The following is a 12,719-nucleotide window of genomic DNA, read 5'->3' on the forward strand; positions in this document are numbered from 1 at the left end:
ATTTGAGTTCAACATTATTTTTTAGATACAAGAAAGACCTGATAGCCTGCTTTGAGTGCAACCTTTGGCGTTCTTACTTTCTTAGCGAAATAGCCCGAAATACCTTGCACTGCACTTTTACTTAGGTCAGAAGTAATTTGCTGTCCAGGAGTAGAACTCATACTGAAGCTCGAACCTGTGGCATTGCCCATATTGGCTACAATGTCCGTAACCGCATTTCTTTCAGGCGAATACGGAACATATAAACCTTGCTGTCCGTCCAAATCATAAATAGTAATATCTACCGGGATGATATTGCCCTCCAGTTCTACCGAAGTAACTTTTAATTGTAACCTGCCATTCTGAAATTTGGCATTAGCCGTTACAATTGTTCCTTTGGGGATGGTACGTTGCGGGGTTTTGGCAGGCTCTAACAGGCGTAAACGCACACCCGTTTCGCCAACTACCGTTTGGGCTTCGTGTACACAGGCTTTGATACTGTTTTTAGGCTGTACCACCTCTTCAGTAGAACCTGCGGTATAGAACCCCCTGTTTTTTGTTTGGCTCCAATCGGCTGCAAAGGCACTGTCCGACGGTTCACGGTACAAGGCTGATACAATGTTCTTTCTTGTTGGTGTGAACGATACAAATTGCTCTTTTTGGTTAGCACCCGCAGCAGCAGGAGTTGCACCGATGGCAGGAGCAGCGTTTCCGGTATTGGCATTTTGGGGAAGATACTTTGCTGCCATTTCATAGGATTTCTCCATTAATTTGAGTTGGTCGTCAACGGTGGCCACAGGTGGCACATCTTTTTCCGACAACTTTGCTTTCAGTTCGTCCACTTGCTTACGGAGTTCCATTGTTTCAGCATTGTCATTATTATAAAATGAACCCAGTGTGCTTTGTGCATTACGGTAGCTGTTCAATGCAGAATTTCCGTTTCGTCCCGAATTTCTGCCACCACCGCCAAAGCCGTTGCTTTCTTCATCTTCTTCAGGTAAGTTTTCTTCATTGTCAGCAGATGCACTGTCTTCAGTATTCCAATAATCAGAAAGCGTGGTTAGCGCATTCCGCTTTTCCTGCTCTTTGCGTTCGAGCATTTCCTGCTCATACGCCTTGCTTTTATCATCGGGCATCCCTGCTCCGGTAGCCTGCGGTACAGCATCGTTCAACCCGATATTTTCAACCGCTTTTTTATCTTTCGACGGTTTAAATATGAGGTACATACAGCCGAGAAATACCACGCCCATCAAAAGGAATATGATTGGCTTTTTGAGCTTATCCTTATTGCTCTTTTTATTATCCGGCAGATTTGATGCTCCGTTTTGGTCTTCTCCCTCAACGAGAAAGCTGACCCTTTTTTCATTTTCTTTCATAAATCTGATTTTTTAAAATTGTTGATACACTATCCTGCAACCTTGCAGGATTTTTACTTTTAAGGACAGGGTTCTCGATATGCTCTATGACCATACCGTTACCGGACTTTGAGGTATCGTACATCACTTTGCCAATGACCGCTACGGTAAGCAGCAGATAACCCACAAAGAAGTACAGCGTATATCGGTGCTGTTTGCGCAAGGGCAACGCCCGCCAACGTTCGTCCAACTTGTCAAAGTATCTGTCCATATTTGCTCTTAATTTTTTCATAGCCTTACTATTTCTGTGTTACAGCTTGAAACGCTTAGGACTTTTACCCGCCTGTTGCTTCGGCGCATCGTTAACCAGTGCGACCGCTTCCGTTAATTTGGGTGCGGACATTACGGACAGGTTTGCCAGTTCCGTTTTTTTGAGTAATTGCCCAAAGCCGTCTTTCTTGGCTATTTCCATTCGGCTAAGAGAGAATTTTCCATTCAGGTATTTTACCCACATATTGCATTCTACACAGGGCTTGTCATCGCCCGACCATTGTAGGTAGCCTGTCAGCAGTAAGTCCTGCTTAGGCAAACTGTCTGCACCTTTTTGGCAGCTTTCGAGGTATTCGCTGATGCTGTCTTTCAGCTTTCCGGCATACGCTCCCTGCGTATGGAAATACCCGTTATATCCTTTGTCGGTAAGGATTTTTGCGAACGTGCTTAAATCTGATAATGCTTCCATAAGATTGTTTTTTTAGCGTTCGATGACCTCTATATCCTTATTTTCCACGACTGCAAATTTTTCAATATTGAAGCCCTGCGGATTATTGTCGGAACGAACGGAGTTGACGAGATAGCAGGAAGTAATCAGGTTACGCCTGGTTACGTTGCTTGACCGGATAATGAACTGTTTGGCATAAGTACGCACTGCATAAGGGTAGTTGTCGAAATTGCACAAGACACTATCCACCTCGATGCGTTGCTGCACGTTCCCCGAAATGATACGGCTGTAATAGCCCTTTTCCGACAAGTCTTTGTAGTAATCAAAAGCACTTTTATCGGCAAGGTTGAATGCCCTGCTCATATTGCTTTCAATAGCGTTCTTGTCGGGCGCAAGCGTAAAGAACAGTTCGTGAAATCTCCTTACGTGTTCCCTTGCCTCAACCGGGCGGTTGATGCTCGCATCCTGCGATAAGGCAAGCATCAGGGATTTGCCGTTATCCAGTACATAGATTTTTTGGCGTTGTTCTTCTGCAAAGCGGTAGGAACGCCATACGGTGTAACCTACCACGCTAATGCAGAGAACCGCAAACACAATGGCATATAATCTTATCTGCCTAAAGCTGTTTTCGATATTTCTTAGCGTTTTAAATTCCATTTTTTAGAATGATTAATGATTATTTATTCATCAGTTTACCGCCGATGTTTCCAACTGTTGAACCTGCGCCTGCTCCGGCGATGTTTCCGGCTTTCATTGCTGTGGAGTTTACATTGCGGGTAAAGTTTCCTGCGCCTCCGGCTTGGATTACCCAACCTGTTACTGTCGGGATAGTGAAGTACCCGATGATGCCGATAATCATAAAGATGATGTACACGGTATTGCTTGTATCAGGTATATAGGTGGGGTCGGCAAGCATTGCTATATCCCTTTCTAAAATGAGGGATTGTATTCTTGCCAACATTGAGCTGAACAAATCCGAAACGGGAAGCCACAGGTAAACGCTGACGTACCTCGTGAGCCATTGCGTGAGCGTGGACTGAAAGCCATCCCATACGGAAATAGCAAAGGCTATTGGTCCGAGTATGGACAGGACTATCAGGAAAAACGTTCGTATGGTATCAATGACCAAAGCCGCCGCCTGAAAGAGTATTTCCAATAGATTGCGAAACCAATCTTTTAAGGCTTTCTCTATCTTGTAGGCTTGCCTGTCCATATACATACCCGCCATCGTACCAATGTCGGAGGGCGACCATCCCAGTTCGTCCAGTTTTTTATCAAACTCTTCGTCTGATACCATATAGGCGGTTTCGGGGTTCCTGACCATTGCCTCATATTCCAACTGGTCTTTCTGCTGTTGCAGCTTGTTGAGGTCAAGCACCTGGTCTTCGAGTATTTGGTGGGTTCCTACCACCACCGGGCTTAATACCGCATTTATGGTTCCCAGTACAATGGTTGGGAAGAACATAATACAAAGCCCCAAAGCAAACGGGCGCAGCAAAGGGAACATATCAATAGGTTCGGCACGGCTTAAAGCCTGCCAAACCTTTAATGCCACATAGAACAATGCTCCCAATCCCGCCAAACCCTTAGCAACTGCCGCCATATCGCCTGCAAGTGGCATCATATCATCATAAAGCGACCGCAGGAGTTCGTGAAGATTATCCCATTCCATAGTTTACCAGTATTTTTGGTTAGCAGTTCCGTAGAGTTCAAGCACTCTTTGGGCATCGTTTTTCTTTTTCGCTCTTAGGTAGCTTACAGAAATGTTTTTGTTGGTGTAGTAACGTACAAGGCTGTGGTAATCCTTTACCTCTTTGTACACACGGTCAATAACATCCATACGCTCTTTGTCATTGAGTGAAAGGTCTGTGGCGGTTATAATCTGCTTCAACTCTTTTAGCAGTTCGGTACTTTCATTAAGCAGTGCAGAATAACCGTTGCCGATAGCGACCAATTCCTGCGGTGTGAAATTTGGGTCGTTCATCATCTTGCCAAAATTCTGCACGTACATTTCGGACACATCCCCGACCAACAATACCGTTTGCTGCACCTTACGGGCATCTTTTACAAGGTTGTTGATGGCTTTCAGCTTGTCGTAGTATTCCTTGCCCTGCTCGTACACTTTCTTCACTTCGTTGAAGTTCTTTATCACGTTGCTTACGGTGGAAGAAGTCTGCACGATTTCGTTTGCAGAGTTGATAATGCCCGAAGCCAAATTAGCCGGGTCGGTTACAACCCACTGGGCTTTTGCTGACGGTGCTACGGCGAGCATCAGTGCCGTACACACCAGATACAATACTTTTTTCATTGTTTCTGAATTTTTAAATTGTTAATGACTATTGATTTGAATTGTCCCGCCTTTGCATTGCGATATGCTTAATGGCGAGTTCTACATTACCGTCCAGTTCGGAAGCCAATTGCATTACTTCCATTTTCTCGGTTTCTTCAGTCGTGTAAGCGAGGTATTCCTCCAAACTAACTTCGGTGGCATAGACTGCCGAGTGCGTACCACCTAAACCTATCCAAACTTCTTTGTAAAGTCGGCTTGCATCGTTGTTCATATTGATAGAAAGTACCTGTCCTTTCTCTTTGTCCGTAAGTCCCAACATCGCCTGTATGTCATCGAATTTGTTCATATACTTTCGTTGGTCAAGCAGGATTTTACAATCGGAGTTGTTGATGATGCTTTCTTTCACAATGGGCGATTGGATAATATCATCGACCTCTTGCGTTACGACAATCGCTTCCCCAAAAAATTTGCGGACAGTCTTAAACAAATACTTGATGTATTCTGCCATTCCCTCTTTGGCAATCGCTTTCCAAGCCTCCTCAATCAGAATGAGTTTGCGAATACCTTTCAGCCTCCGCATCTTGTTGATGAAAACCTCCATAATGATGATTGTGACTATGGGAAAGAGGATTTTGTGGTCTTTGATGGCATCAATTTCAAACACTATGAAGCGTTTGGATAGCAGGTCTAATTGCTTATCGGAGTTCAACAAATAATCATACTCACCGCCCTTGTAGTAAGGTTCGAGTACGTTGAGAAAATTGGCAATGTCAAAGTCTTTTTCTCTTACCTGTTTTTCTTCGAGTACCTTACGGTAATCGCCCTGCACATACTCATAAAAGCCGTTGAAAGATGGATAAATAGCATCCGTTTTGATACGCTCGATATAACCGCTTACTGCATTGGAAAGGGCAACTTCTTCCGAACGGGTTGGCGGCTCATCATCACGTTTCCATAAAGTCAGTATCAAAGTCTTGATACTTTCCCTTTTCTCAATGTCGAACACGCCATCATCGGTATAGAAAGGGTTAAAGGCAATCGGGTTATCTTCGGTATAAGTGAAGTAAACACCGTCTTCGCCTTTGGTCTTTCCTTTGATGAGTTCGCATAAGCCCTGATAAGAGTTACCCGTATCTACCAACAGTACGTGTGCGCCCTGTTCGTAATACTGCCGTACCATATGGTTAGTGAAGAATGATTTACCACTGCCGGAGGGACCAAGTATGAACTTGTTCCGGTTCGTGATGATCCCACGCTTCATAGGCAGGTCGGAAATATCCAAATGGATAGGTTTTCCTGTAAGCCTGTCAGCCATCTTGATACCGAACGGCGAGGGCGAATTGTGGTAGTTGGTTTCTTCCGTAAAGAAGCACAATGCAGGCTCAATGAACGTGTAAAAACTTTCTTCGCTCGGAAAGTCGCCTGCATTGCCCGGCATTCCTGCCCAGTACAAGGTAGCCACATCCGTAGTGTTGTGCCGGGGTTTACACTCCATCAGTGCCAATGCACTACCGCAATCGTTCTTTAGCTGTTTCAGTTCCGCAGGGTCTTCCGACCACGCCATAATGTTGAAGTGCGCACGGATGGAGGACAGCCCGAAGCTGTGGGCTTCGTTCAGGTACTTTTCTATCCACTCTTTGTTGATTTGATTGGCACGGCTGTACCTTGCCAGTGAGTGCATATTCCGTGCGGACTTCTCGAACTTTTGAAGGTTGTCTTCGCTGTTATCCAAAAAAATGTACTGGTTGTAGATGTGGTTGCAGCTTAACAGCAAACCCACAGGTGCAGCGAATGACAGGCGACAGTCGCTACGGTCGGTTGATAGCTTTTCAAAACGGGTATCTGCTGATACTGTTCCGGGCAGGTCGTCCGTATCGGAAAGCGTGTGCAGGCTTAACCTTTTGTTGCCGATGCGTACCTCTTCGTTTCCAAGTGCGATGTCCTGCATTGGTGTTCCGGCTCCCCTCGATAGCGTGAGGTACTGCTCCAGTAATCCCTGTGTATCTTCCGTACCGATGATTTCATCTTCGGTCAGGCATTTCAGGCTTACAAAACCGCTATCGTTCACGATACGCTCAAATTGGGCGACCGCCTCCATAAAGCGATGTATCGTTTCCTTGTTCCTGATTTCCTTTTGTATCAGTGTGCCTTTGCAAAGCGAACTGAAGTTGCTTTGCATCCGCATTCTTTCCTTAGTGGTCTTCGTCAAGAACAGGTAACAATAATGGTTCAGGAACGGTCGCTCATTGAAATGGCGTTGATAAGACTTTGATAAAAAACTTTGGTCTTCTATTGACAGATCGGGCGCATAGCTTTCCTTGATGTACCAATCCTGTTTGTGAATGACCGTAAAATCAGGCAGGGTTTTAATCGCTTTGTGCCAGGCGGAATGTATCGCTTCATATTCCGCAGAAGCTACCGTGAACAGTTCCGGCAGGCGCACTTCAAAGCAGGCGGTAATGTCCGCATCTTTGGAAAGGATGCAGTTGTTCTCTACTGCCAACAACGGAAATTTGTTTTCCAGTGTGGTGGTCTTTGCTACATTTCTCATACGGCATTCTGTTTAGGTGTGAATTTTAAATAGCGGTGTACAGGCTTGCGGCAGATGATGTAGCGGGGATGCCTTTTATTGGCTGCAATTTTCATCAGCCCGTGTTCACCGTACTTGCGGTTCAGCGAAAAGGTCTGCCATACAATGAGCGAAGCACCGCCTGCTCCGAGGAACAGGCAGATGTAAGAGTTTACGCCTGCCATATACAGTATCATCACGAAAATGAGCGTACCGAGCAAGCCACCCGCAAAAATGAACAGGTATTGTGCTTTCAGCCCCTTAAATTCCACTGTCCTCCCAATGCCTTTGTTGATATTGTAATTACTCATAAGGCAAAGGATTAAAGGAAGAATGAACGCAGGATGGTAGCGGCAACGATCAGGAATATACAGGCCCCGAACCACGAAGCTGCCGTTTTCGAGGTATCGGGATCGCCGGAACTGAATTTGTTGTACACCTTAACGCCCCCTATTAACCCAACTACCGCACCGATGGCGTAGATTAATTGCGTTGCGGGGTCGAAATAAGAGGTTACCATTTGGGTAGCTTCGTTGATGCCCGCCGAGCCGTTTCCCTGTGCGAAGACACCAATTCCTGACAGCATTGCCACGGCTGCCAGCAAAACTTTTTTTCTTTGTTTTTCCATAATTGAAACACATTAATTTGTTACTGTTTATCCCGCACCTTGCGAGCTTTCGGGACAAATGTCTTATGGAAAAAGAGGCGTTATAAGAAAGTGGCAGTCAGAGGAAGTGTTTGGCTGTGAGTGGCTTTATAGAAAGTCTAAAACCATATTTATTAAACTATTTTGTTTAAATTTGACATATTTAGACAAGTCTTAAAAAAGCAAAATGGCATTTGGAAAACACATAAAAAGACTAAGAGAAAGTAAAGGCTTATTCTTACGGGAAGTTGGGGCTGCATTGGAACTGGATAGTGCTTTTATTAGTAAGGTCGAAAATGAAGAAAGACCATTGCCAAGAAAACATATTGAAAAGCTTGCAGACTTTTTGAATACCCCAGTTGATGGGCTATTGATTTTATGGTTTTCAGATAAAATAATTGAATTGCTACAAAATGAGCCTGTAGCCGAACAAGTTTTAAAAATATCGAGGAAAAGATTAAAAAAAGAGTAGAATAAAAACTAATCAAATACTATAACCAGTCATTATGAAGATAAAAAAAATTGAAGTTGAAAATTTTCGATTATTGAAGACTTTCTCAATAGACCTTGAAAATGAACTTTCTCTTGTTATCGGGAAAAATAATACAGGAAAGACTTCTATTTTGTCAGTTCTTGATAAATTTATAAATGAGAAAAGTAAATTTTCTTATGATGATTTCAATATTGATTTTAAAAATGAATTAGAAGTTTTAATCAAGTCGGCTGATGTTCCTGAAGAATTTCCACCCAAAGGTATTAGACTGAAAATTTATATTGAATATAACGATACCGATGACTTATCTAATGTCAGTAGAGTATTAATGGATTTAGACCCTGACAATAACAATATTGTTTTAGGTTTTGAATACACGGTAATTTATGATGACTTTTTAAGAATAAAAGCTGATTATGCAGGCTTCGTCGCCAGTGAAAATGCTAAGAATGCTAAGAAGAATGAATATAAGCAAAGGGAATTAAAAGATTTTTTAAAGCAAAATTTAGAAGCTTATTTTAAAATTCATAAATTCTCTTTTGAATATAATACGGCTACAAACAAGATTACCGAAACTAACCCAATTGACCTTATTAGTGAGAACATTAATTTAAAAGATATCATCAGCTTCAAATACATTAGTGCAAGAAGAGATGTGACAAATAAAGAAAAGGAAAACACGCTCTCAAAACAAACTTCAAGCCTTTATAAAAAGAAAGAAGATAGTAGCGATAAGACGCAGGCTACAGAAGATTTTAAAGACCAGCTTTCAGAAACCGACAGTACATTAAGCGATATCTATAAAGACTTATTTAAAGACGTAATAAAAAAGGTTCAGGATTTTGGTGGCGTTAAGTTGAATGACACTGATATCGCAATTATTTCAACACTGCAACACCGAGAATTGCTTGAAGGAAACACTACTGTGGTGTACACTCACGATGACCACAGATTGCCGGAGCATTACAATGGTTTAGGCTATATGAACCTAATAAGTATGATTTTTGAAATTGAAATTTTAGTACAAGATTTCAAGAGAGATAAAGACAAAAAGCCAGCAGATATTAATTTACTTATTATAGAAGAACCGGAAGCACATACCCATCCCCAGATGCAGTATGTCTTTATAAAAAATATAAAGAAACTGCTTGGAGAGGGTATCAAAAGAGATGATGGAATAGAAAGACCGTTACAGTATATAATCACAACGCATTCATCACATATTGTTGCAGATAGCGATTTCGATGATATAAAATACTTAAAAACAATAACAAAGAATGACGTAACCGCTAAAAATCTGAAGGATTTAAGAGCCCAATATGATGCCGACCCAAAACAATATCAATTCCTAAAACAATATCTAACAATTAGCAGAGCGGAAATCTTTTTTGCCGATAAGGCTATACTTATTGAAGGAGATACCGAAAGAATTTTGATACCAACTTTTATGAGAAAGGTTGATTTGGAAGAAGCAGCACGTTTACAAGCAGCAGGTAATGCAGATACATTTTTGCCTCTTCTGTCACAAAATATATCAACTATCGAAGTTGGGGCATACTCACAAATCTTTGAAAAGTTTATTGACTTCCTGGGTATAAAGTCACTGATATTAACAGATATTGACGCTATAAAGGTAACAGGTCAAAATGCAAAAGGGCAAGACGAATGGGGAGCCTGCCCAGTAAATGAAGGGACTAAAACGAGTAATTCGGCAATTAATCATTTTTTGTCGGCTGTAACTTGGAATGATTTAAAAAATTTACCGGTTGGAAATAGAACAATTGTTGTAGGAAGTTCCACAATTTGTATATGTTACCAACAGGAAGAAAATACTTATCACGCAAGAAGTTTTGAAGATGCTTTTATACATCTGAATAGAACATTTGTAAAAGAAAATAAAGATACTTTCCAAGGGATAAAAAATGCTGCTGATTTTGATGATGATGCGAAAAGCCCTTATGTTTTAGCAGCGAATTGTGTTAAGAAGAAAACACATTTCGCTTTAGACATATTATATCATAGTGATGAAACATTTAGCAATTGGAATATTCCGGATTACATTAAAAATGGTTTGTTATGGTTGAAGGAAGATTAAATTTAGAACCGGAAGTACAGGAAATTTTTCAATCTATTGATAATGGCAGGAACTTTTTATTAAGCGGAGGTGCAGGAAGTGGAAAAACCTATTCCTTAGTAAATGTAATTCGACAGGCAATAGCTGAAAACCCGACGGCTAAGGTTGCTTGTATGACTTATACTAATGCAGCAGTCAAAGAAATTGAGGAAAGAGTAAACCACAAAAACCTTAATGTATCTACGATACACGATTTCTTATGGGATAGTATTAAACACTTTCAAAAAGAGCTTAAAGAAGCACTTGTTTCCTTAGCGAACAATGAGGAAGTAATCAAAATTTCTATTGAAGAAGTCAATCCCGTTCCGGATAATTATTATGCAGTTTTGCCTGATGGTGTACAGTACAAAGAGTTTGTTAGAATACGTGAAGGAATAATATCTCACGATGAATTGCTTATAGTAGCAAACTATCTTTTTGAAAAATATCCCAAACTTAGCAGTATTGTAAAAGATAAATACAAGTTCATTTTCATAGATGAGTACCAAGATACAAGCAAAGCTGTCGTAGAAACTTTTCTTATACATTTTAAGAAAAGTGAAAGAAAGAATATCATAGGTTTCTTTGGGGATGCAATGCAATCAATTTATGAAGATGGCATTGGCAACCTAAACGATTATAAAGGAGATGAACCCGAAAAAGTAAATGAAATTCCAAAGAAGCAAAATAGAAGAAATCCCCAATCTGTAATCAATTTGGCGAACAAACTTCGTACTGATGGTATAATTCAAGAACCATCCGCCGACCCGAAAGCTCCTAATATGGCTAATGGTGCAATAAAGCAAGGTACTGTTTTGTTTTTGCATTCCACTGATGGAGATGTCAATAAGGTTGAAGAATTTTTAGCCGCGAATTATGGCTGGGATTTTAATAATTCAAAGGAAACTAAGGAACTTAATCTCACTCACAATTTAATAGCAGGCAAAGCAGGTTTTAGAACCTTGATGGATATTTATGATAAAGACCACATATTAAGTTTTAGAGATAGAATTAAGAAATATATTAAAGATAACAATGTTGCAACTGACTTTTCAGAAAATACATTTGGAGAAGTAATTGAAGCATTACAGCAAGGAAAAAGTGGTAGAGAGTTAAACGCAGTGCGTCCTACAAACACAATGCAGGTTTTTATTGATGGTAATGCGGAATTATATAATTATGCTAAAGCAATAAAATATACTGAATTTTCCAAAATGTATATTGACAAAGACCAATTACTTGATGATAAAAAGCAAGACAAAGATGATGAAAACAAGAAAGGTTCAAAAAGAGATAATCTTGTAAAACACTTATTTAAAATTCAGAATAATATTTCTCTGTATCAAAATAAAAAGTACAATGAGTTTTTAAGAGCTACAGATTATCATTTTAAAATAACAAGTATCGCAAGTAAAAAAGCCTTAAAAGAAAATATTGAAAGCCTTGTGAATGTTGGAGATAATACAATCGAACAAGTCATTAATGATGCTAACGAAAAGAGAATTTATTTAATTGATGATAAGCTGATTGCTTTTAAAGAGAACAAGGAGTATTTGTATAATCGAGTGAAGGATGTTAAGTTTAGTGAATTTCAAAAGCTATATGAATACCTTGAAGGACAAACACCATTTTCAACACAGCACAAAACCAAAGGAACAGAATTTGATAATGTTTTAGTTATTCTTGATAACGGAGGTTGGAACAATTATAATTTCGGTAATCTCTTTTTAGAAACAGGTTCAGCAACTGTATTAGACAGAACACAAAAGATATTTTATGTCTGTTGCACAAGGGCTAAAGAAAATTTAGCAGTCTTCTTTCACAATCCTGATGCAGATGTAATAGCGAAAGCCAAAGTTTGGTTTGGAGAAGAAAATGTAATTGATATTGGTTAAACTTATTCATAAGAACATTGAGGAGCTATACAAACTCCCCAATGTCAAAATCACCCAAATCACTTTTCCGCAAGGTGGAAGAACCGTCGTCGCTTTCAGATGAAAGTGTGCTATCCAAAAGCTCGGCAATTTTTCGGGAAGCACCCTCAATGGAATTTTCCAGTAAGCTGAATAATTCGGTTCCCTGTAATTTCTGAACTATGGCTACCGCTGTTTCCTTTTGAGCCTGTTCCAAATTCTCTTTTTGGAGCAATGCGCCTACGGAGCTTAGTTCGTCGTAGGTAACCCCTTGGGCAAAACCGTTATCGCCACCGGATATTCCGTACCTGTTCCATTCTTCTTCCTCTTCTTCCAAATCAGGCATATTGCTGAAAACTTCGTCCAGTTCTTCCTGCGGAATTTGAATGCTGACGTTTTCGTTTTCGTCGTATTCGATGTCTAAATTATCAGGGTTTATCTCCGGTTCCGTTATTTGGCTTTCATTGGCAGTGTTTGGCAGGGAATGGCTTCTTACTCGCTTGGGCTGCCCCATAATATCGGGCAGGTTCGGGTTAACTTTTTCCTGTGTGGGCTTTTGCTCCGACCTTTTATGAATGACAATCTTATCCTGCAAAAGCAGGACAATGACTATCAGCAGGCAAATCACAATTACTATTTCCAT

At 40.6% G+C, this 12,719-nt stretch carries 13 protein-coding genes; 3 read left to right on the forward strand and 10 right to left on the reverse strand.

Going from position 1 to position 12,719, the window contains the following annotated elements; genetic code table 11:
- Positions 1–14 precede the first annotated feature (14 nt).
- The 9 genes from traM to CGB83_RS10300 are packed head-to-tail and all read right to left on the reverse strand — an operon-like array spanning position 15 to position 7,539.
- Complete coding sequence (gene traM, locus CGB83_RS10260; protein WP_013632613.1) at positions 15–1,355, reverse strand: conjugative transposon protein TraM; 1,341 nt, start codon at positions 1,353–1,355, stop codon at positions 15–17.
- Positions 1,342–1,626, reverse strand: a complete 285-nt coding sequence (locus CGB83_RS10265; protein WP_013632614.1) for a hypothetical protein — start codon at positions 1,624–1,626, stop codon at positions 1,342–1,344. The genes traM and CGB83_RS10265 overlap by 14 nt, the downstream gene beginning before the upstream one ends.
- 18 nt (positions 1,627–1,644) lie before the next feature.
- On the reverse strand, positions 1,645–2,073 hold the full coding sequence (locus CGB83_RS10270) for a hypothetical protein (protein ID WP_013632615.1): 429 nt from the start codon (positions 2,071–2,073) through the stop codon (positions 1,645–1,647).
- Positions 2,074–2,085: 12 nt separating this feature from the next.
- Positions 2,086–2,709 (reverse strand): conjugative transposon protein TraK, encoded by a 624-nt coding sequence (gene traK / locus CGB83_RS10275; protein WP_013632616.1) that lies wholly within the window; start codon positions 2,707–2,709, stop codon positions 2,086–2,088.
- Positions 2,710–2,728: 19 nt separating this feature from the next.
- The gene (traJ, locus tag CGB83_RS10280) at positions 2,729–3,724 is read right to left on the reverse strand and encodes a conjugative transposon protein TraJ (RefSeq protein ID WP_100075699.1); all 996 of its coding nucleotides are present in this window, start codon (positions 3,722–3,724) and stop codon (positions 2,729–2,731) included.
- A gap of 3 nt (positions 3,725–3,727) precedes the next feature.
- Positions 3,728–4,360 (reverse strand): DUF4141 domain-containing protein, encoded by a 633-nt coding sequence (locus tag CGB83_RS10285; RefSeq protein WP_047098910.1) that lies wholly within the window; start codon positions 4,358–4,360, stop codon positions 3,728–3,730.
- Positions 4,361–4,388: 28 nt separating this feature from the next.
- Complete coding sequence (locus CGB83_RS10290; RefSeq protein ID WP_100075700.1) at positions 4,389–6,893, reverse strand: TraG family conjugative transposon ATPase; 2,505 nt, start codon at positions 6,891–6,893, stop codon at positions 4,389–4,391.
- Positions 6,890–7,222 carry a DUF4133 domain-containing protein gene (locus CGB83_RS10295; protein WP_100075701.1) on the reverse strand — a complete coding sequence of 111 codons (333 nt, stop codon included), beginning with the start codon at positions 7,220–7,222 and terminating at the stop codon, positions 6,890–6,892. The genes CGB83_RS10290 and CGB83_RS10295 overlap by 4 nt, the downstream gene beginning before the upstream one ends.
- 11 nt (positions 7,223–7,233) lie before the next feature.
- Positions 7,234–7,539, reverse strand: a complete 306-nt coding sequence (locus tag CGB83_RS10300; RefSeq protein ID WP_089874082.1) for a DUF4134 domain-containing protein — start codon at positions 7,537–7,539, stop codon at positions 7,234–7,236.
- Positions 7,540–7,744: 205 nt separating this feature from the next.
- Between CGB83_RS10300 and CGB83_RS10305 the strand changes: the two genes are divergently transcribed.
- Genes CGB83_RS10305 through CGB83_RS10315 form a run of 3 tightly spaced genes read left to right on the forward strand, consistent with a single transcriptional unit; the run spans position 7,745 to position 12,058 of the window.
- Positions 7,745–8,029, forward strand: a complete 285-nt coding sequence (locus tag CGB83_RS10305) for a helix-turn-helix domain-containing protein (protein ID WP_066437859.1) — start codon at positions 7,745–7,747, stop codon at positions 8,027–8,029.
- A 34-nt stretch (positions 8,030–8,063) separates the two neighbouring features.
- Entirely contained in the window at positions 8,064–10,145 is a 2,082-nt protein-coding gene (locus CGB83_RS10310) for an ATP-dependent endonuclease (protein ID WP_100075702.1), read from the forward strand.
- Positions 10,127–12,058, forward strand: a complete 1,932-nt coding sequence (locus tag CGB83_RS10315) for a UvrD-helicase domain-containing protein (RefSeq protein ID WP_100075703.1) — start codon at positions 10,127–10,129, stop codon at positions 12,056–12,058. The genes CGB83_RS10310 and CGB83_RS10315 overlap by 19 nt, the downstream gene beginning before the upstream one ends.
- Positions 12,059–12,083: 25 nt before the next feature.
- On the opposite strand, the gene CGB83_RS10320 is transcribed toward CGB83_RS10315, so the two are convergent.
- Positions 12,084–12,719 carry a conjugal transfer protein TraD gene (locus CGB83_RS10320; RefSeq protein WP_100075704.1) on the reverse strand — a complete coding sequence of 212 codons (636 nt, stop codon included), beginning with the start codon at positions 12,717–12,719 and terminating at the stop codon, positions 12,084–12,086.

This window comes from Chryseobacterium camelliae (genome assembly GCF_002770595.1).
Classification (GTDB): Bacteria; Bacteroidota; Bacteroidia; order Flavobacteriales; family Weeksellaceae; genus Chryseobacterium; species Chryseobacterium camelliae.

Coding starts and splice junctions, on each gene's coding strand:
- CGB83_RS10315 (WP_100075703.1), top strand. CDS start 10,127: ATGGTTGAAGGAAGATTAAATTTAGAACCGGAAGTACAGGAAATTTTT.
- CGB83_RS10290 (WP_100075700.1), bottom strand. CDS start 6,893: ATGAGAAATGTAGCAAAGACCACCACACTGGAAAACAAATTTCCGTTG.
- CGB83_RS10310 (WP_100075702.1), top strand. CDS start 8,064: ATGAAGATAAAAAAAATTGAAGTTGAAAATTTTCGATTATTGAAGACT.
- traM (WP_013632613.1), bottom strand. CDS start 1,355: ATGAAAGAAAATGAAAAAAGGGTCAGCTTTCTCGTTGAGGGAGAAGAC.
- CGB83_RS10285 (WP_047098910.1), bottom strand. CDS start 4,360: ATGAAAAAAGTATTGTATCTGGTGTGTACGGCACTGATGCTCGCCGTA.
- CGB83_RS10300 (WP_089874082.1), bottom strand. CDS start 7,539: ATGGAAAAACAAAGAAAAAAAGTTTTGCTGGCAGCCGTGGCAATGCTG.
- CGB83_RS10270 (WP_013632615.1), bottom strand. CDS start 2,073: ATGGAAGCATTATCAGATTTAAGCACGTTCGCAAAAATCCTTACCGAC.
- CGB83_RS10265 (WP_013632614.1), bottom strand. CDS start 1,626: ATGAAAAAATTAAGAGCAAATATGGACAGATACTTTGACAAGTTGGAC.
- CGB83_RS10305 (WP_066437859.1), top strand. CDS start 7,745: ATGGCATTTGGAAAACACATAAAAAGACTAAGAGAAAGTAAAGGCTTA.
- CGB83_RS10320 (WP_100075704.1), bottom strand. CDS start 12,719: ATGGAAATAGTAATTGTGATTTGCCTGCTGATAGTCATTGTCCTGCTT.
- traJ (WP_100075699.1), bottom strand. CDS start 3,724: ATGGAATGGGATAATCTTCACGAACTCCTGCGGTCGCTTTATGATGAT.
- traK (WP_013632616.1), bottom strand. CDS start 2,709: ATGGAATTTAAAACGCTAAGAAATATCGAAAACAGCTTTAGGCAGATA.
- CGB83_RS10295 (WP_100075701.1), bottom strand. CDS start 7,222: ATGAGTAATTACAATATCAACAAAGGCATTGGGAGGACAGTGGAATTT.